This window comes from Actinacidiphila acididurans (assembly GCF_016918855.1).
GTDB classification, from domain to species: domain Bacteria; phylum Actinomycetota; class Actinomycetes; order Streptomycetales; family Streptomycetaceae; genus Actinacidiphila; species Actinacidiphila acididurans.
Map to the genome: position 1 here is coordinate 303,804 of NZ_JADKYB010000012.1, position 19,361 is coordinate 323,164.

General features: G+C 73.7%; 15 protein-coding genes. 3 read left to right on the forward strand and 12 right to left on the reverse strand.

Annotated elements, in window-relative coordinates:
• Positions 1-17 precede the first annotated feature (17 nt).
• The 5 genes from ITX44_RS23120 to glgX form a co-directional block, all read right to left on the reverse strand.
• On the reverse strand, positions 18-236 hold the full coding sequence (locus tag ITX44_RS23120) for a hypothetical protein (protein ID WP_205359270.1): 219 nt from the start codon (positions 234-236) through the stop codon (positions 18-20).
• The gene (treZ, locus tag ITX44_RS23125) at positions 233-1,990 is read right to left on the reverse strand and encodes a malto-oligosyltrehalose trehalohydrolase (protein WP_205359233.1); all 1,758 of its coding nucleotides are present in this window, start codon (positions 1,988-1,990) and stop codon (positions 233-235) included. Before treZ ends, ITX44_RS23120 begins: the two co-directional genes overlap by 4 nt.
• Positions 1,991-2,211: 221 nt before the next feature.
• On the reverse strand, positions 2,212-2,763 hold the full coding sequence (locus tag ITX44_RS23130; RefSeq protein ID WP_205359234.1) for a CGNR zinc finger domain-containing protein: 552 nt from the start codon (positions 2,761-2,763) through the stop codon (positions 2,212-2,214).
• A gap of 201 nt (positions 2,764-2,964) precedes the next feature.
• Complete coding sequence (treY, locus tag ITX44_RS23135) at positions 2,965-5,391, reverse strand: malto-oligosyltrehalose synthase (RefSeq protein WP_205359235.1); 2,427 nt, start codon at positions 5,389-5,391, stop codon at positions 2,965-2,967.
• A gap of 121 nt (positions 5,392-5,512) precedes the next feature.
• Positions 5,513-7,663 carry a glycogen debranching protein GlgX gene (gene glgX, locus ITX44_RS23140; protein ID WP_205359236.1) on the reverse strand — a complete coding sequence of 717 codons (2,151 nt, stop codon included), beginning with the start codon at positions 7,661-7,663 and terminating at the stop codon, positions 5,513-5,515.
• 269 nt (positions 7,664-7,932) lie between these two features.
• Here glgX and ITX44_RS23145 point away from each other — a divergent pair, with 269 nt between their 5' ends.
• Entirely contained in the window at positions 7,933-9,159 is a 1,227-nt protein-coding gene (locus ITX44_RS23145) for an SAV2148 family HEPN domain-containing protein (protein ID WP_205359267.1), read from the forward strand.
• Between the two features lie 164 nt (positions 9,160-9,323).
• The gene (locus ITX44_RS23150) at positions 9,324-10,028 is read left to right on the forward strand and encodes a 3'-5' exonuclease (protein WP_205359237.1); all 705 of its coding nucleotides are present in this window, start codon (positions 9,324-9,326) and stop codon (positions 10,026-10,028) included.
• Positions 10,029-10,089: 61 nt separating this feature from the next.
• On the opposite strand, the gene ITX44_RS23155 is transcribed toward ITX44_RS23150, so the two are convergent.
• Positions 10,090-10,953 (reverse strand): aminoglycoside phosphotransferase family protein, encoded by an 864-nt coding sequence (locus tag ITX44_RS23155; RefSeq protein ID WP_205359238.1) that lies wholly within the window; start codon positions 10,951-10,953, stop codon positions 10,090-10,092.
• Positions 10,954-11,191: 238 nt separating this feature from the next.
• On the opposite strand from ITX44_RS23155, the gene ITX44_RS23160 reads away from it, so the two are divergent.
• The gene (locus ITX44_RS23160; RefSeq protein WP_307795445.1) at positions 11,192-11,509 is read left to right on the forward strand and encodes an STAS domain-containing protein; all 318 of its coding nucleotides are present in this window, start codon (positions 11,192-11,194) and stop codon (positions 11,507-11,509) included.
• Here the strand turns inward: ITX44_RS23160 and ITX44_RS23165 are convergent.
• The 6 genes from ITX44_RS23165 to ITX44_RS23190 form a co-directional block, all read right to left on the reverse strand.
• Positions 11,429-12,496 (reverse strand): sigma-70 family RNA polymerase sigma factor, encoded by a 1,068-nt coding sequence (locus ITX44_RS23165; RefSeq protein ID WP_205359239.1) that lies wholly within the window; start codon positions 12,494-12,496, stop codon positions 11,429-11,431. The two genes, ITX44_RS23160 and ITX44_RS23165, sit on opposite strands and share 81 nt — an antisense overlap.
• Positions 12,497-12,586: 90 nt before the next feature.
• On the reverse strand, positions 12,587-14,824 hold the full coding sequence (locus tag ITX44_RS23170) for an MMPL family transporter (protein ID WP_205359269.1): 2,238 nt from the start codon (positions 14,822-14,824) through the stop codon (positions 12,587-12,589).
• 413 nt (positions 14,825-15,237) lie between these two features.
• Positions 15,238-16,524 carry an acyltransferase family protein gene (locus tag ITX44_RS23175; RefSeq protein WP_205359240.1) on the reverse strand — a complete coding sequence of 429 codons (1,287 nt, stop codon included), beginning with the start codon at positions 16,522-16,524 and terminating at the stop codon, positions 15,238-15,240.
• A gap of 87 nt (positions 16,525-16,611) precedes the next feature.
• A complete protein-coding gene (locus ITX44_RS23180; RefSeq protein ID WP_205359241.1) occupies positions 16,612-17,409 on the reverse strand; it encodes a sirohydrochlorin chelatase in 798 nt (265 codons plus the stop codon).
• A gap of 4 nt (positions 17,410-17,413) precedes the next feature.
• Positions 17,414-18,397, reverse strand: coding sequence for an ABC transporter permease (locus ITX44_RS23185; RefSeq protein ID WP_205359242.1), 984 nt, complete (start codon positions 18,395-18,397; stop codon positions 17,414-17,416).
• Positions 18,384-19,229 carry an ABC transporter ATP-binding protein gene (locus ITX44_RS23190; RefSeq protein ID WP_205359243.1) on the reverse strand — a complete coding sequence of 282 codons (846 nt, stop codon included), beginning with the start codon at positions 19,227-19,229 and terminating at the stop codon, positions 18,384-18,386. The genes ITX44_RS23185 and ITX44_RS23190 overlap by 14 nt, the downstream gene beginning before the upstream one ends.
• Between the last annotated feature and the right edge of the window lie 132 nt (positions 19,230-19,361).

A 19,361-nucleotide genomic window follows, 5' to 3' on the forward strand; every position in this document is an offset into this window, starting at 1 on the left:
CGAAGGCCCGCGCCGGGTCACCCGGAGCAGGCCGTGCGCTGCGCCTCCTGCCATTCGCACACCGGGCACAGCGTCGCCCCGCGGGTGCTCGCCGGGTACTCGGTGGGGTCACCGCACAGCACGCAGTCGGCGCGCGGTTCGCTCTCCCGCCCGGCGGTCCCGTCCTGGGGTCCGGCCTGCTCGCGCACCCGGTCCCGATCCTGGTCCTGTACCTGATCCTGCGCGGTCTCGGTCACCCGTCCACGGTAACCCCTCCGGCGTCCCGGGCCCGCAGGACCGCGGCGCCGTGCGGCGGCAGATGGACGCCGGGGCCGGGCAGCAGCTTGCAGGCCGCCGGGCGGGCGAGCACCACCTCGCACGGCACGTCCAGCGGGACCCGGGCGGGGGTGGTGGAGAAGTTCACCACGGTACGGAAGGGCCCGCGGGCCATCCGCAGGGTGCGGCCGCCCGCGGTCGCCTCCACTGCGTCGAGTTGCGGGTCGGTGAGCGCGGGTTCGGCGCGGCGCAGCGCGATCAGCGCGCGGTACCACTCCAGCAGTTCGCGGTGCACCGCCTTGTCCGGCTCCGCCCAGTCCAGGCAGGAGCGGTCGCGGGTGGCGTGGTCCTGCGGGTCGGGCACGTCCTGCTCGGCCCAGCCGTGCTCGGCGAACTCCCGGCGCCGGCCGCGGGTGATGGCCGCGCCCAGTTCGGGGTCGTCGTGGTCGGTGAAGAACTGCCAGGGGGTGCCCGCGCCCCACTCCTCGCCCATGAACAGCATCGGGGTGAAGGGCGAGGTGAGCACCAGGGCGGCGGCCACGCCGAGCTGATCGGGGGTCAGCCGGTCGCCCGTGGCGCGGTTGCCGATCTGGTCGTGGGTCTGGGCGTAGCCGAGCAGCCGGTGGCCCGGCACCATGGCGGCGTCCAGCGGGCGGCCGTGGTGCCGGCCGCGGAAGGAGGACCAGGTGCCGTCGTGGAAGAAGCCATGGGTGAGGGTCTTGGCGACCGCGGCCGGCCCGGCGGCGGCGAAGTCGGCGTAGTAGCCCTGGGACTCGGCGGTGACCGCGGTGTGCAGGGCGTGGTGGAAGTCGTCGTTCCATTGCGCCTGGAGGCCCAGGCCCCCGGCGTCGCGCGGGGCGGTGGTGCGCGGGTCGTTGAGGTCGGACTCGGCGATCAGGAACAGCGGCCGGCCGAGCGCGGCGGACAGCCCGTCCACAGCGGTGGACAGCTCCTCCAGGAAATGCAGCGCCCTGGTGTCGACCAGCGCGTGCACCGCGTCCAGCCGCAGCCCGTCCAGCCGGTAGTCGCGCAGCCATTGCAGGCTCGCGCCGATCAGGAAGTCCCGCACCTCGTCCGAGCCCGGCGCGTCCAGGTTGACCGCGTCGCCCCACGGAGTGTGGTGACGGTCGGTGAAGTACGGGCCGAAGGGCGGCAGATGGTTGCCGGCCGGGCCCAGGTGGTTGTGGACCACGTCGAGCACCACGCCCAGCGAGTGCTGGTGTGCCGCGTCGACAAATCGCTTCATCCCTTCCGGGCCGCCGTACGGCTCGTGCACCGCCCACAGCGACACGCCCTCGTATCCCCAGCCGTGCCGGCCGGGGAAGGGGCACACCGGCATCAACTCCACGTGCGTGACGCCCAGTCGGGCCAGGTGGCCCAGGCGTTCGATCGCCGCGTCGAAGGTGCCCTCGGGGGTGAAGGTGCCCACGTGCAGTTCGTAGAGGACCGCGCCGGGCAGGGCGCGGCCGGGCCAGGGCGCCTGCCAGGGAAAGGCGTCGTGGTCCACCACGGCGCTCGGGCCGTCCGGCCCGTCGGGCTGGCGGCGGGACCGCGGGTCGGGCAGCGGCGGGCCCCCGTCGAGCACGTAGGAATACCGCGAGCCGTGCCGGGCCGCCAGGTCCGCCACCCACCAGCCCGCGCGTGCCGGGTCGGGGGTGAGCGCACTCGCGCCGGTGGCGCCGTCGATCAGGATCTCCACCTGCCGGGCGCCGGGCGCCCACACCTCGAACAGCACACACCGCTCCCCTCTGGTCAAGCACCGGTCAAGCTCGGTTAATCCTCCGCCTTTTCATGGGGAATGCATGCCCACGAGCCGCCGGAGTGCACCCCTTTTCGAGTGACGTGATGCATGAGTGGCGGGAGTGTCCGCGGGGTATGGGGTGCGCGTTCCGGCGGCCGGGCGCCGAGCGGGCCGTTCGGGCCGGGGCGAGGGAGCGTCGGGAGGCGGGGGAGCGGTCAGGCGTGACGGGCCCGATAGGCGGCCACGTTCGCCTTGTTGCCGCACACCTCGTACGAGTGCCAGCGCCGGTTGCGGCTGCGCGAGGTGTCGTAGAACGCCTCGCGGCACTCGTGGTTGGCGCACAGCCGGATCCTGGACCAGTTTCCGGCCGCCACCAGGTCGGCGACCGCGCGGGTGATCGCGCCGGCCACCGGGTCGCCGCCGACCTGGCGCAGCGCCACCGCGCCGGGCGCGGAGAAGTCCTGCGCGAAGGCTATGGACGTGGTGCGGCCGGTGAACGCGGCCCAGTGGCCGGCCCGGTCCTCCGGGTCCTCGGCCGTGACCAGGCCCAGCAGGTCCCCGCGCAGGGCCCGGACCAGGTCCAGCCGGGCCGCCGGGGCGGGCTCGTCCGGCCGGCCGAAGGGGCGCAGCGCCTCCGCGGCCGTCTCCGGGCCGTCCAGCCGGTCGCCGAGGCCCAGGAAGTCGCGGGAGTTCAGCAGGCCCACCAGCGCCGCCGCGGTGGCAGGCACGGCGGTCTCGCGTTCCTCGTGTGCCGTGGTCTTCGCCATGACCCACATTCTACGGCGACATGGTCTTGACAACGAAGTACTTTACGTGCACCCCTCGTCACCGCCGGCTTGTAAGTGTCTCTTGGACATAGATCATGTTCCGGCGGGGTCGGAGGCACGGAGGGCGTCATGAACGCACCGCTGGACGAGGTGGTCGCCGCCCGCGACGGCGCCTTCGAGTGACGCCCGCGGCCCCGGCGCTCACTCCTGCGCCGGCTCCAGGGTGAGCAGCGCCACCGGTGACTCCCCGAGGAGGTCCGCCAGCGGCACCCGGCCCTCGTACGAACCACCTCCCAGGCGGTCCCGCCAGTGGCCCGGCGGCAGCGGGAGCACGCTGTCCCGCCACCCGCCGGCTTCCGCCAGCCGGCGCGAGAGCCGCGTGACGGCGGTCAGCGCGCCCTCGCCGCGGACGAAGGCCACGCAGTGCCCGGCCGCCGGTCCCTCGGCCGCCAGCGGCCGGTACGCGGCCCCGGGGCCGTACCACCGCGGGTGGTCCCGGCGCAGTCGCAGCGCCACCGCCGTCAGCCGCAGCTTGGTCTCGGCGAGGGAGCGCGGCGCCTCGCCGGCCAGCAGCCGCGGCAGCGCCTGCGCCCCGGCGGGCGCGCCCATGGGCGCGCGGTTGTCGGGGTCCACCAGGGTGCGCACCGGCAGTTCGGTGCCCTGGTAGAGGTCGGGGACGCCGGGCATCGTCAGGTGCAGCAGGGCCGCGCCCAGTACGTTCGCGGTCTCGTACGGGCGCAGCCGCGCCGCGAACTCCTCGATGCCGGGCGCAAGGGCGTCGCACGGCCCGGCGCCGGTGAAGTCGGCGAGCGCCTTCTCGTACGCCTGGTCCTGTTCGGTCCAGGTGGTGCGCAGGCCCGCCTCCCGGGCCGCCTTGAGCGCCGCCGGCACGAGCCTGGCCGGGTCGGGGTCGCCCAGGCCCACCGCCGTCTGGAGGACCGTGTACGCGCTGTGCCGGTCCGGGGCCGGCGGCAGGCCGGCGGCCGTCGCCCGCTCGAGACAGGCCGCGAGGAAGTCCCGCCAGGCGCCGGGCAGTTCGGAGAGCACCGCCAGCCGCAGCCGCAGGTCGGCGCTGCGCTTGGTGTCGTGCGTGGACAGCGCCGTACCGGTGGCCGGCCACCGCCGTGACAGGGCGGCGCAATAGGCGTGGAATTCCTCCGGCCCGGTCGCCGGGTGCGCCGGGTCCCGGCCCACCTCGCACAGCGACAGCAGCGGCACGTACCGGTAGAAGGCCGCGTCCTCGACGCTCTTGGCGTGCAGCGCCGAGGCCACCTGCGCGAACCGCACGGTCACATCTGCCGCGTCCGCGCCCGGGACGCGCCCGAGCGCCAGGTCGCGCACGAAGTCCACCGCCCCGGCGTCCTCGACCCCGGCCCCCGCCTCCTGCGCCGCCCGCTCCAGCAGATCCGTGTCCCCGGGCCCGGCGGGGCCGCCCGCGGGCACGTACGGGCGGTAGACGGGCACGCGCACCAGCAGCGCGCGGAAGGCCCCGGCGAGCTCGTCCAGCGGGTACGCCGGCCCGTCCGGGACCGCGGCGGCGGCCCGGTGGGCGGCGCGGGCCAGCCGGGCGACCTCGGCGGCCAGGTCGTGCTCGGCCACCCGGTCCGCGGCCCGGCGCACGGTCGGCTCCCACGCGCCGCCGAGGTCGTCCGGCGCGCCGGTGAAGTCCTGGTAGGCGGAGACGAGTTCCGCGACCCCGGCCGGGTCGGTGAACAGGCCGTCGATCCGGTCCAGCGCGTCGTAGCCGGTGGTCCCGGCGCAGCTCCACCGCTGCGGCAGCTCCTCGTCGCGCTGGAGGATCTTCTCCACCACCGTCCAGCGCCCGCCGCTCGCCGCGGCCAGCCGCCGCAGGTAGCCGGCCGGGTCGGCGAGCCCGTCCGGGTGGTCGATCCGCAGGCCCTCGACCACGCCCTCGCGCAGCAGCCGCAGCACCGTGCCGTGGGTCGCCTCGAACACCGCCTCGTCCTCCACCCGGACCGCGATCAGGTCGGAGATCGTGAAGAACCGCCGGTAGTTCAGCTCGGTGCGGGCCGCCCGCCAGTACGCCGGCCGGTACCACTGGGCGGCGATCAGCTCGGGCAGCGGCAGGTCCTCGGTGCCGGGCCGCAGCGGGAAGCGGTGCTCGTAGTAGCGCAGCACCTTGCCCCCCGCCGCCTTGTCGGGCCCGACGGTCAGCTCGTCCAGGACGTCCGGCAGCGGGTCGCCGAGCACCGGCAGCAGCAGCTTGCCGTCCGCCACCGACCGGTCGATGTCGAACCAGGAGGCGAACGGCGAGTCCGGGCCGTCCCGCAGCACCGACCACAGGGCCGCGTTGAGGTGCTCGGGCGCCGGGACCGCCATGTGGTTGGGCACCACGTCCAGCACCAGTCCCAGGCCGTGCGCGGCGGCCGTACGGGACAGCTCGCGCAGCCCCTCCTCGCCGCCCAGCTCCGCCCGCACCCGGGAGTGGTCCACCACGTCGTACCCGTGCGTGGAGCCCGGCACCGCCTCCAGCACCGGCGACAGGTGCAGGTGGCTCACCCCCAGCCGCGCCAGGTACGGCACCGCCGCCGCGGCGTCGGCGAAGGTGAAGCCGGGCTGCACCTGGATCCGGTACGTGGCGGCGGGAGACGCGGAATGTGCGGTCATGGGGTCTTCCCTACCCCGGATCGGCCGCGGGAGCCCGCCGGGCGCAGCCGGTCGTACCCGGCCGCACCAGCCGTACCGCGCAGGTCGGCGCCGGTGGGCTACCGGAGCCGACCCGCCCGGCTCAGTCCGCCGGGCGCTGGAGCACCACCATGCTGCGGTCGGCGAGCAGCAGCCGGTCCCCGGCCTGCACCCGCTCCCCGGTCCCCGGCGCCACCCCCTCGGCCCGTTCGGTGTCCACCACGAGCTGCCACTCCTTGCCGTGGTTGACCGGCACCAGGAACTCCTGGGGGGTCGGCGCCGCGTTGAACATCAGCAGGAATGAGTCGTCGGTGACCGGCTCCCCGCGGGCGCCCGGCTCGGAGATCGCGTTGCCGTTGAGGAAGACCACCAGGGAGCGGGCGTGCGCGGCCTGCCAGTCGGTCCGGGTCATCTCCCGGCCGTCCGGGGTGAACCAGGCGATGTCCGACAGCTCGTCGTGCGTGCCCTCCACCGGCCGGCCGTGGAAGAACCGGCGGCGCCGGAAGACCGGGTGGTCACGGCGCAGCCACACCATGGAGCGCGTGAACTCGTGCAGCCGCAGCGCCTCGGTGTCCTGCTCGGCGTCCTGTTCGCCGCCGCCGGCCTTGTCCGGCCAGTGGATCCAGGACAGCTCGTTGTCCTGGCAGTAGGCGTTGTTGTTGCCCCGCTGGGTGCGGCCGAACTCGTCGCCGTGCGAGATCATCGGCACCCCCTGGGAGACCATCAGGGTGGCGATGAAGTTGCGCATCTGGCGGCCGCGCAGCGCCCGCACCGCCGGGTCGTCGGTGTCGCCCTCGGCGCCGCAGTTCCAGGACCGGTTGAAGCTCTCGCCGTCCCGGTTGTCCTCGCCGTTCGCCTCGTTGTGCTTGTCGTTGTACGACACCAGGTCGCGCAGCGTGAAGCCGTCGTGGCAGGTGACGAAGTTGATCGAGGCCAGCGGGCGGCGCCCGTCGTCCTGGTAGAGGTCGGAGGAGCCGGTCAGCCGGGAGCCGAACTCGGCGAGCGTCGCGCTCTCGCCGCGCCACAGGTCCCGCACGGTGTCGCGGAACTTGCCGTTCCACTCCGTCCACAGCGGCGGGAAGTTGCCCACCTGGTAGCCGCCCTCGCCCACGTCCCAGGGCTCGGCGATCAGCTTCACCCGGCTGACCACCGGGTCCTGCTGCACCAGGTCGAAGAACGAGGAGAGCCGGTCCACCTCGTGGAACTGCCGGGCCAAGGTGGCGGCCAGGTCGAAGCGGAAGCCGTCCACGTGCATCTCGGTCACCCAGTAGCGCAGGCTGTCCATGATCATCTGGAGTACGTGCGGGCTGCGCATCAGCAGCGAGTTACCGGTGCCGGTGGTGTCCATGTAGTAACGCTTGTCGCCGGCCAGCCGGTAGTACGACGCGTTGTCGATGCCGCGCAGCGACAGGGTGGGGCCCAGGTCGCTGCCCTCGGCGGTGTGGTTGTAGACCACGTCGAGGATCACCTCGATGCCGGCCGCGTGCAGGGCGCGTACCGCGGTCTTGAACTCCAGCACCTGCTGGCCGCGGTCGCCCAGCGAGGAGTACGCGTGGTGCGGCGCGAAGAACCCGATCGTGTTGTAGCCCCAGTAGTTCGCCAGCCCCGCGTCCACCAGGCGGTGGTCCTGGATGAACTGGTGCACCGGCATCAGCTCCAGGGTGGTCACCCCGAGTTCCACCAGATGGCCGATCACCGAGGGGTGGGCGAGCGCGGCATAGGTGCCGCGGATCTCCTCCGGAAGGTCGGGGTGAGTCATCGTCAGGCCCTTGACGTGCGCCTCGTAGATGACCGTCTTGTGGTAGTCGATCCGCGGCGAGCGGTCGTCCGCCCAGTCGAAGTAGGGGTTGACCACGACCGACGCCATGGTGTGCGGCGCCGAGTCCAGGTCGTTGCGCGAGTCGGGCCGGCCGAAGCGGTAGCCGTACACCGCCTCGTCCCAGTCCATGTCGCCGCTCATCGCCTTGGCGTAGGGATCCAGCAGCAGCTTCGCCGAGTTGCAGCGGTGGCCGCGGGCCGGGTCGTACGGGCCGTGCACCCGGAAGCCGTAGCGCTGGCCCGGCATCACGCCCGGCAGGTAGGCGTGCCGGACGAAGGCGTCCGCCTCCCGCAGTTCGATCGCCGTCTCGGAGCCGTCGTCGTGCAGGAGGCACAGCTCGATGCGTTCCGCCACCTCGGAGAACACCGCGAAGTTGGTGCCCGCCCCGTCGAAGGTGGCGCCGAGGGGGTAGGGCTGACCCGGCCAGACTTGCATGTCGTGACTCTTCCACTCCCGTACCGGTCGAGTAACCGGACTGCCGCGTTGCCGACCCCTGTGCCGGCCCCTGTGGCGATGAGCATCCTCCCATCCGGTTCCACCCGAGGGTGACACAGCCACAACGGGCAGCGACCGCAAGGGTGATGAGGTTGTCCTGTAGTAGTCAAGTAGGGTCGTTGGGGCTGCGACGCCCTGCGCACCGCAGTACCCTTCCTTGATCGTGGACGGGGGTGGGAGGCGGTGACGTGGAGACGTCCGGAGGTCTGATGCTCCCGGGTGGTGGTGAGCCAGGTGACCGGCACGTCGCCGAGGGTGCCGCCGATGCGGCGGCCGGCGCGGTCTCCCTCGCCGCGCCGCTGGAGATCGGAGCGGAACTGGACTGGGGCCCCGACGCCTGGGCCGAGGTGCGCACCCGCGCGACCCGGGCCGGGCGGGCGTACGTCTGGCTGAATCTTGTCGAGCAGCGGCTGCGTGCCGTGGTGAACGCGGTGCTGCGCCCGATCTACGAGCCGGTGCACGGCGAGGAGTGGGTGGTCGCCGCGGCCGGCCCGGCCGGGCACGAGTGGGTGCAGCGGGCGGTCGCCGTCCGCGAGGTCAGCCGCCGCAAGGGCTACCTGCTCGACCCCGCCGACGACAACGTCCTCAGCTTCCTGACGCTGCCGCAGCTGCGCGAGCTGATGGTCCAGCACTGGCCGTGCTTCGAGCCGTACTACGACGACCGGCGGGAGCTGGAGCTGGCGCTGGACGAGCTGGAGGTCGCCCGGCACGTGGTCTCCCGCAACCGGGCGCTGTCCCGTACGGTCCTGGACCAGGCCGAGCGCGCCTCCGCGCGGGTGCTGGAGCTGCTGGGCGCCGGGCCCTCGCGGTCGGCCGTGCAGCGGCTGCCGGTGGACGCGGTGGAGGAGCTGGTCGCCGACCGCTACTCCGACGTGATCGGCGTCTACCCGGACCGGGTGCGGCTGCAGCGGCAGCTCCCCGTGGAGGACCTGTTCTCCGGCGCGCGGCGGCTGGACGCCATAGGCATCGGCCTCAACCTGCTGGTGCAGAACTTCTCCGGGCGCCGGCTGGTCCGGCTGGCGGAGTCCGGCTGCCGGGTGCGGCTGCTGTTCCTCAACCCGGCCAGCAGCGCGGTGCGCCGCCGCGAGCGCGAACTGGGCCTGGGCCGGGGCGAGCTGGCCCGTTCGGTGGAGATGAACATCATGCACATGCGCCGGGTCCGGGCCCGGCTGCGCGACCAGGGCGCCTTCGAGATCCAGGTGTACGACGAGACGCCCCGGTTCACCGCGTACCTGATCGCCGGGGAGAACGGCGACGGGCTCGGGGTGGTGCAGACCTACCTGCGCCGGGCCCGCGGCATGGAGGTGCCGGTGGTGGTGCTGCGCGGCGGCTCCCGCCGGGTGGTGGAGGGCGACCGGCCGGCCGAGAGCGGGCTGTACGAGGTCTACCGCGAGGAGTTCGAGGGGATCTGGACGGACGGGCGGCCGGTGTCCTGAGCTCCGGCGCGGCCCCGCTGACCGGACGGCCCGGGCGGGCCCGGCTGACCAGGCGTCAACCCCGGCGGTCGGGTTCACCCGTGATGATCACCCTGGGGCCGAATTGTCAGTGGCGCACGGAATGATGTGAGGGCACACGGGGGAATCGGGTGGAAGGACTCGCCATGGCATGGCACGAGGATCTGCTGGTCGGCTTCGATCTGGAGACCACCGGCACCGATCCGCGGCAGGCGCGGATCGTCACCGCCGCGCTCACCGAGGTCAAGGGCGGCGAGCCGGTGCGGCACCGGGGCTGGCTCGCCAATCCCGGCGTGCCGATCCCGCCCGAGACCACGGCCATTCACGGCGTGAGCACCGAGCGGGCCGCCGCCGAGGGCCGGCCCGCACCCGAGGTCGTGGCCGAGATAGCCGACGCGATACGGGGCTACTGGGCGGCCGAGGTGCCGGTGGTGGTCTACAACGCGCCCTTCGACCTGACCCTGCTCGACGAGGAGTTGCGGCGGTACGCGCTGCCGCCCCTGGTCGCCCTGGGCGGCCGCAGCGGGCCCGTCATCGACCCGCTGGTGATGGACAGGGCCCTGGACAAGTACCGGCGCGGCAAGCGCACCCTGGAGGCCGCCTGCCAGGTCTACGGGGTCACGCTGGAGGGCGCCCACGAGGCCGGCGCCGATGCCCTGGCCGCGGTGCGGGTGGCCCGCGCGATCGCCGTGCGCTTCCCCCAGGTGGGCCAGGCCGCCCCGGCCGAGCTCCACGAGTCCCAGTCGGGCTGGTACGCCGCCTGGGCCGAGGACTTCGGGGCGTGGCTGCGCCGCAAGGGCAGCGCGGACGCGGCGGTCGACCCGCACTGGCCGCTGCGCATCGCGGCCTGAGCGCGGGGCCGAGCGGGCGGAACCGGGCATGCCCCGCACCCGTGCGGGCCCGGGCAAGCCCTCAGAGGGAGTACCACCGCACTGTCGCGTCGGACGCCCGCAGGGAGGCCACCCGGCGGCGGAATTCGACGAGGGCCGAGGGGCTGGCCGGGGCGTGCTGGGCCACCCAGGCGCAGGCCGCGGTCTCCCGGGCGCCGCGCAGCACCTCGTAGCCGTCCCACTCGGTCACGTCCCAGCCGTAGGCCGTGGTGAAGGCGGCGTAGTCCAGGGCCGGCACCCCGTAGCGGTCCCGGCTGAGCGCCTGGACGACCAGGTCGTGCTCGCGCAGGTCGGAGGAGAAGGTCTCCAGGTCGACCAGGACCGGGCCGTCCGGGCCTATGTGCACGTTGCGCGGCAGGGCGTCGCCGTGGATCGGCCCGCGCGGCAGCTGCGGGACCAGGGCGGCGGCCTGCTCGGCGAAGCCGTCCCGCCGCCGGCGCAGGTAGGCCGCGTCCGCCGGGTGGATGACACTGCCGCCCGCCCGCAGCCAGCGCTCCACGCCGCCCAGCAGGTCCCGGGCCGGCAGCCCGAAGTCCGGCTCGGGCAGTGCGTGCACCAGCTTCAGCAGCGGCGCCACGTCGGCCGGCTCCGCGGCCCGCAGCGACTCCGGCAGCCGCTGCCAGTACGTGACCGGGTGTCCCTCGATCAGACGAACTTCGGACTCGGCGGACCGCACGGCGGGCACGTCGTGCTTCGCGAGCCAGTCCGCCACCCGCACCTCGCGCCGCGCCCGGTCCAGCAGGTCCGCGCCCCGCCCCACCTTGATCGCCAGCCGGCCGTCGGCGAAGACCGCGTTCTCCCCGAAGGAGAGCAACTCGGCCGCCGGGTGCCCGGCGGCCTCCACCACGGCCCGCGCCCGGTCCTCTGTGAACACCGCGTCCGCCATGCCCCGCCCTTCGAAGTCGCCGCCACCAGTACGGTGCCCGTGAACATATGCCCGCGTCATCGGCCAGTCGTTCGGACAGGGCCAGTCTTGCACCTGCCCGCCCCCCTTTTACGCCGGGTTTCCTGCCAACTCGCCGCGAATACGTACCCCTGCCACCGATGAGTTACGACCTTACGGCGGGTCCGTACTACGGGGAGGCCCAACGGAGGGCCGGGACAGCGGGACAAGGAGGAAACTCGTGACGGCGGCCCCCGGCCAGGACGATCCGGCCCGCTCCGGTCGGCCCAGGCGGACGGAACCGGTCGTGGTGGTGGACGTCAGCGGCCTGTGCGTGGACCATCCGGACGGCAGCTTCAGCATGGACCGCCCGGGCACCGACCTTGCCGTGGTCGCGGCCCTGGCCCGCATGCGGCTGGCCGCGCGGCGCACCGGCAACCGGGTGCGGCTGCGCGGCGCCACGCCCGAACTGCGGCAGCTACTGGAACTGACCGGCCTGGCGGGGGAGTTCGAGTGGGAGCCCGAAGAGGGGGAAGAGTCGGGCGGTATCCAGGAATGAGTTCAGCGCGATGATCCGGCCGCCCTCGATCTCCAGCACCTGGAGGGCCCAGGCGTGGTGCCCGCCGCCGTCCGGATCGCTCCGGTACTGGCCGAAAGCCGCCGAGCCGCTCGCGGCCACCGGCACCAGCCGCGACCCCCGGCACGCCTTGCCGGAACCCAGCAGCCAGCCGCGTATGTCCGCGTGGCCGCGCAGCCACATCGGATACGGCGGCATCGACAAGGTCGCGTCCTCGTGCAGCAGCCTGGTCAGCAGTTCCATGTCGTACCGCTCGAAGGCGTCCACGTACCGGGCCAGCAGGGCCCGCTGGGCCTCGTCCATCGCGGGGGCCGTCGCCGGGTCCGTGGCGGGCCGGGCGGCGCCGTCCCCGTCCTGCTCGCCGGGCAGCGTCACCGACGCCTGGGACAGGGTGGCGCGGGCCCGCTGCAGGGCGCTGTTGACCGAGGCGACCGTGGTGCCCAGCAGCTCCGCGGTCTCGGCGGCCCGCCAGGCCAGCACCTCGCGCAGGATGAGCACCGCCCGCTGCCTCGGCGGCAGGTACTGGAGCGCGGAGACGAACGCCAGCCGGATGCTCTCTCGGGCCACCACCACGTCCGCCGGGTCGCCGCCGGACGGCAGCACCCGGGCGTCGGGCACCGGCTCGACCCAGTGCGACTCGGGTGTCATCGCGGGCAGCACGTCGTCCGCGTGCGAGGCGGGCGACAGGTCCATCGGCCGCGCCCGCCGACTGCCCGCCCGCAGGCTGTCCAGGCACACATTGGTGGCGATCCGGTACAGCCACGAACGCAGCGAGGACCGGCCCTCGAACCGGTCCGCCGCGCGCCAGGCCCGTACCAGCGTCTCCTGCACCGCGTCCTCGGCCTCGAAGACCGATCCCAGCATCCGGTAGCAGTACCCGGTCAGCTCGGCCCGGTGCTCCTCCAGATGATCCTCGACCTCACCGGCGGCAAGGGTCGTGCCGCCGCCTGTGCTCTCCCGTACGGTCATGTTTTCCACCGTACCCGGGGGCACTGACAGCGCCCCCGAGCCGCGGTGGCACGGGGGCGCTGGAGGCCGGATCGTCCGGGAATCCGCAGGTCAGAAGCGGTGGGCGGGGTCCGGGAGCGGACCGGCCGGGGCGCCGCCGGGGGCCGGGGGCAGCGGCAGCGACGACTCGTCGTGGGTGAGGTCCGGCAGGCCGCGCAGCCAGCGCGGCAGGTACCAGTTGCGCTCGCCGAGCAGCGCCATCACCGACGGCAGCAGCACCCCGCGGATCACGGTCGCGTCGATCAGCACCGCGAAGGCCAGGCCCACGCCCATCTGCTTCATGCTCTGCATCGACAGGGTGCCGAAGATCGAGAACACCGCCACCATGATCACCGCGGCGCTCGTCACCACGCCCGCGCTGCCGGTGATGCCGTGCTCGATCGCGCCCTTGGTGGTCAGCCCGCGCATCCGGGCCTCGCGGATCCGGGAGACCACGAACACGTGGTAGTCCATGCTCAGCCCGAACAGGATCACGAACAGGAACAGCGGCAGCCAGGCCACCACCGCGCCGGTGCCGGTCGCGCCGACCAGCGAGGCGCCCCAGCCGTGCTGGAAGACCACGGTCAGGATGCCGTAGGCCGCGCCCACCGACAGCAGGTTCAGCGCGATCGAGGTGAGCGCGATGGTCAGCGACCGGAAGGACAGCAGCATCAGCAGGAAGGCGAAGACGGTCACGAAGGCGAAGACCGGCAGCACACTGCTGGTGATCTTGTGGTTGAAGTCCATCGAACTCGCGGTCTCGCCGGTGATCGGCGCCTGCACCCCGGCCACCTTGCCGAGCGTGTCCGGGCGGACGTGGTCGCGCAGCAGCCGGACATCGGCCTCGGCCTCGTGGCGGTCCGTGCCGCCGGCCAGCGGGACGTCGATCTGCGCCTCGTTCTGCGGGCCGTGCACGGTCACCGTGACCGGGCCGCGGCTGGCCCCGGAGGCGACCGCCTCGGTACGGAAGTCCGCGATGGCCTTGCGGACCGCCGGCGCGTCGATCGCGTCGGCCTTGACGATCACATGGGCCGGGTCGGGGCCGCCGGGGAAGGCGGCGTTGATCCGGTCGTAGGTCTGGATGATCGGCAGATGGTGGCCGAGTTCCTGGTCCAGCGACAGGTTCGCGGTGTGCATGCCGAACGCGGGCAGCGCGATCACCGCGAGGGTGCCGCCGGCCAGCACGGTGGCCGCCTTGGGGTTGCGCAGCACCGGCCGCAGCACGGTCCGCCAGAAGCGGCTGCTGCCGGCCGGGGTGCCGCGGCGGCCGCGCGCCCGGCCGATCCGCCCCAGCAGCGGCACCTTGCCCTTCTCCACCCGCTCGCCGAGCAGCGACAGCAGCGCCGGCAGCACCGTGACCGAGCCGAACACCGCGATGGCGACCACGATCATGGTGGCCACGCCCATCGCCTTGAAGTCGCCGATGCCGGTGAAGAGCATGCCGGCCATGGCCACGATCACGGTGATGCCGGAGATCAGGATGGCCCGCCCGGAGGTGGCCGCCGCGATCCGCAGCGCGGTCGCCGGGTCGTGCCCGGCCGCCCGCTCCTCGCGTTCCCGGCGCAGGTAGAACAGGCAGTAGTCGACGCCGACGGCCAGGCCCACCAGCAGCATCACCGAGTTGGCGGTGTCGCTCATCGGCACCGAGTGGCTGACCAGCGCCACCACGCCCGAGGCGGCCAGGAACGCGGTCATCGCCAGTACCACCGGCAGCAGCGCGGCCACCAGCGCCCCGAACGCGATCAGCAGAATGCCCAGCGCCACCGGCAGTGCCGAGTACTCGGCGGTGGTGAAGTCGCTGCCGAAGGCGTTGTTGAGCGTCTTGTCGGAACTGGCGTCGCCGAACTCCTCGATCCGCAGCGCCGAGTGGCGTTGCTGGGCCGCCTGCACGGCGTCCAGCACCGGCTGCACCCTGTCCGCCGCGGTCTTCTTGTCGCCCAGCATGTCGAACCGGACCAGCGCGCTGCGGTGGTCCGCCGACAGCGCCTTGGTCGCGTACGGCGACTGCACCGCGGTGACCTTGCCGGTGGCCCGCACCGAGGACATCACGTCGGTGACGGCCGCGCGGAAGGCCGGGTCGTCGGCGGTGCCGCTCCCGCCGCGGACCTGGACCAGCACCATCTCGCCGGCCAGGCCCTGCAGCCCGGCGTGGTCCTGGACGAGCGCGGCCTGCCGGACCTCGCCGGGCATCGACGTGTCCTCGTCCACGTCGTGCCGCCCGGCGGCCTGCCCGAGGAGCACGACCAGGACGACGAAGAGCAGCCAGCCTCCCACCGCCGCCCATCGGTGGCGGGCGCTCCAGCCGCCCATGGCCGCCGCGATGCCCGTCCTGCTGCCGTGTGCGCGTGCGCGACTCACGGTGTGCCCCCTTGAAGGATCGTCGTGGGTGGCGGCTGACCTGCCGCTCTGTCCACGTACGACGCTATGGGCGCGGGGATCGCCCACCCATCCGGCCTGCCGGTGACTTCCGGGCGGGTGTTCTCCCCCTTGAGGGTGGGGAGAACCCCACCCCCGCCGAGTCCGTGGCCCCTACACCGACGAACCGGAGGTGAGGAGACGGACAGGAGGGCCGGCGAGCCGGAGGTCAGAGACGGCAGGAGGGGCCGGAGGCGTGGGGGTCCGAAATGCTGACTTGTATTTGTGGGCCGCCAGGCCCGTAAATATGAGATTTCGGACCCCCGCGCCGGAGGCACCGACCCCTGCCCCGGTCGCCCGCCGCCCGCTCAGCCGCGTCCTGGCGGCGGTTCCAGACGGAAGGCCGCGGAGTTCAGCCAGCGCCGCATCGCCAGCGCTATCGGACGCTCGGCGACCCGGTGCACCACGTACGACAGCGCCACCAGCCCGATCACCGTGACCGTCACCAGGAGCGCCGGGCTCACCCGGTCCCCGTAGGCGTGCGCGACGGTCATCCCGGTGACGTCGTGCAGCAGGTAGAGCGGGAAGGTCATCGCGCCGGCCGTGGTCAGCCAGCGCCAGCGCACCCACCGGGTCCAGCCCAGCGCTATGGCGGCGATCGAAGCGAAGAACACCGTGATCGCCAGCACCAGCCAGGGCCGCCACGGCGCCCAGGTCGCCCAGTTGTTGGACCCGCCGTGCGGCGCGAGCAGGAAGTGCAGCGCCAGCAGCCACTGCATCAGCACGATGCCCCACAGCAGGGGCGTCGATCGGTAGCGGTACATCAGGTAGAACGCCATCCCGGCGATGAAGAACGGCGCCGAGGTCGGATTGACCACCAGGGTCAGCAGCGGCAGGTCCGCGCTGGGGGCGAGCACCGCCGCGAGCGTCCACAGCCCGCAGAAGACGACCACCCGCCGGTAGGTCAGGCCCTTCCAGACCACCACCGAGAAGGTGACGTAGAAGCACAGCTCAGGCCAGAGCGTCCAGTACACCGGGTCGAAGTTGTCCACGCCCAGCGGGCGCTGGAGCATCGTCAGGTTGGCGAACAGCACCCGCGGGTTGGGGTGGCCGAAGGGGGAGTCGGTGAGGTAGACCACCGCGGCCGACACCGCGATCGCCACCCAGTACATCGGGTACAGCCGGGTCACCCGGGAGATGAAGAAGTCCCGCGGGCTGCGCCCCCAGGCACTCATGCAGATCACGAACCCGCTGATCAGGAAGAACAACTGGACGCCGAGCCGGCCGAAGGCGAACCAGTCGTGCGCCCGCGGGAACACCTCCTGGTACGGGCGGCCCCAGATGCCGCTCATCGCGTTGGGGGTCTGGCCCATGAAGTGGAAGAGCACCACTGACAGGGCGGCCAGGAACCGCAGCCCGTCCAGCGCCGCGAGCCGGTCCTTGCGGACCAGTGGCCGGGCCGTGTCCGCCCCCGCGGCGGGCACCGCCTTCGGCAGTGGCACCTTGCCCGGACCCGTCTCCCCGGCCGGCGCCTTGCCCGGACCTGCCTCCTCCGGCGCCGTCCGCCCCGCCGGCTGCCCGTACTCGGGGACCGTCGGTATGGCCTGGTGCGCCTCCCAGCTGCCGGGATTACGTGTCTGATCCGTTTCGGTCATGAATCCGCCGTCTTCGCTGTCGTCCTGTGCGCCTCGGGCCTCCGCGGGCTCGCCCAGATGACAGGTGAGCCTACAGAAGGGTTGTGCTCAGGCAACAAACAGGTCGCCCGCAGGCAAAATCCTGGTGCCGTTCGACCCAAGCGGCATGGCGGCGCACGCCTCGTCGTAGCGGCGCAGCAGAAGGGCGGCCACCTCGGGGGCGGCACCCAGGACCGGGGCCAGCACGTCGGCGCCCGCCTCCAGCGCCCCGGCGGCGATCCGGTCGGGCAGGAAGCCGGGCGCGAGGACGTACGGCGCCACGGCGACACGTCGGGCACCGGCGGCGCGCAGCCTGCGGACCGCCTCCTGCGTACGCGGCGGTGACGCGGAGGCGAACGCGGGCTCCACCCCGTACCACCCGGACCGCCGCCATTGCGCCGCGAGCGCCTCGATCACGGCCCGCGCCCCGGGGTCGGTGGAACCGGCGGCGGCCAGCACCACCCCGGTGCCGGCCCGCTCGCCCGGCCCCACCCCGGCCTGTCGCAGTCGCCGCTCCAGCGCCACGGTCAGCAGCGGCGAGGGGCCGAGCACCCCGGCGGCGTGCAGCGGCAGCCCGGTCCCGGCCTCGGCCTCGCGCAGGACCGCGGGGACGTCCGTCTTCGCGTGGAAGGCCCGGGTGAGCAGCAGCGGCAGCGCGACCGCCGCCGCCTCGCCGTCGGCCGCGAGCCGGGCCGCGGCCTGCGGCACCGAGGGCGCGCAGAAGTCCAGGAACGCCGTCTCCACCCGCAGCGCCGGGCGGGCACGCGCCACCCGGCGGGTGAGCGCCCGTACGGTCCGCGCGTGCCGGGGATCGCGCGAACCGTGCGCGATCACCAGCAGGGCGGGGCGGCGGGCGCGGGCGGTCACCGGGTCACTGGTTCCTGGCGGACAGGCCGCGGCTGCGCAGCACCCAGCGCTCCAGCGGGCTGAAGACGATCTGGTCGATGGCGATGCCGACGACCAGGATGAGCAGGATGCCGAGGAAGACGCCGGCCATGTCCGAGCTCTCCCGCATGTTCTCCAGGTAGCGGCCCAGGCCCACCCCCAGGTCGGGGGAGGAGGCGATCAGCTCGGCGGCCATCAGCGAGCGCCAGGAGAACGCCCAGCCCTGCTTCAGGCCGGCCACGTAGCCGGGCAGCGCGGCCGGCAGCAGGATGTACCAGGCGCCGCGCAGCCCGGTGGCGCCGATGGTGCGGCCGGCCCGCAGGTACAGCGGCGGCACCTGGTCGATGCCCGACACCAGGCCGTTGGCGATCGAGGGCACCGCGCCCAGCAGGATCACCGCGTACATGGTCTTGTCCGTCAGGCCCAGCCAGATCACCGCGGCCGGCACCCAGGCCACCGAGGGCAGCGACTGGAGCCCGGACAGGATCGGGCCGATCGCTGCGCGCACGAACGGCACCCGGGCCACCACCAGGCCCAGCGGGGTGCCGATGGCCAGGGCCGCCACGAAGCCCAGCAGGCCGCGCTCCACGCTGGTCCAGATGATGGAGAACAGGTCGCCGGCCTTCCACCGGTCGGCCAGCGCCTGCCCGACCGCGTGCGGGCTCGGCAGCTTCGTCGGGTCGGCGCCCGCCCACACCGCGATCTGCCAGGCGACCAGCACCAGCACGACGGCCGTCACCGGCGGCAGCGCCCGGGTCAGCAGCGTCCGGCCGAGCGGCGTGCGCCGTACGGTGACGCTCTCCAGCGCGTCCAGGCCGGCCTCCAGGCCGGACAGGTCGCCGGCCGCCGGGGCCTTGCGCAGCGACGGCGCCTGCGGACCGCCCGCCGCGTCGCCCTCCCGCGGCGTCGCCGGCGTCGCGGGCGTCGCCTCGGTCACTTCGTCCTTGGGATCGGTGTCAGTGCTGGCCATGACGGCGGATCTCCCCCCGCAGCTCTTCGGTGATCTCTATGGACAGGTCCGCCACCGCCGCGTCCTCGATGCGGCGCGGCTGGGGGATGTCGATGGTCCACTCGCGGTTGATCCGCCCCGGCCGGGAGGACAGCAGCACCACGCGCTGGGCCAGCCGGACCGCCTCCCGCACGTTGTGCGTCACGAACAGCACCGACAGGCCCTGGCGGCCCGAGCCGTCCTGCCCACCGGGGCCGGCCGGCGCCTCGTCGTTGGCCTCGGACCAGATCCGGGTCAGCTCGTCGTGCAGCACGTCGCGGGTGATGGCGTCCAGCGCCGCGAAGGGCTCGTCCATCAGCAGCAGCCTGCTGTCCTGGGCCAGCGCGCGGGCCAGCGCGACCCGCTGCCGCATGCCGCCGGACAGCTCGTGCACCCGCTTGCCGTACGCTCCGCCGAGCCGGACCAGGGCCAGCAGCCGCTCGGCCTCGGGGCGGCGCTGCTCGCGCGGCACCCCGCGCAGCCGCAGCGCCAGTTCGATGTTGCGGCCCGCGGTCAGCCACGGGAACAGGGCGTGCTCCTGGAACATCAGCGCGGGCCGGCCGCCCGGCGTGGTGATGTCCCCGGCGGTCGGCCGGTCCAGGCCCGCCACCAGGCTGAGCAGCGTGGACTTGCCGCAGCCCGAGGCCCCCAGCAGGCACACGAACTCGCCCGGCCGTACGTCGAGCGTGATGTCGTCCAGCACGAGCTGCTGGGCGCCCGGCCTGCCGAACGCCTTCGACACATGGTCCAGTCGCGCCGCTACGGCGGTCTGCTCCGCCGTCGCCGCGTTCGCACCGGCGAGGGTGTCGGTCATACGGGTCACCTCCTGGGGGTTCTCGGACGGTTGTCGGTGGCGTGCGCCCGGCGTGCGTCACGCGTGTGCCGGGCGGTTCGCGGTGGGGGGGGGCCGGGCCCGGGGGGGGAGGGCAGGCCGCCGGCGCCGGCG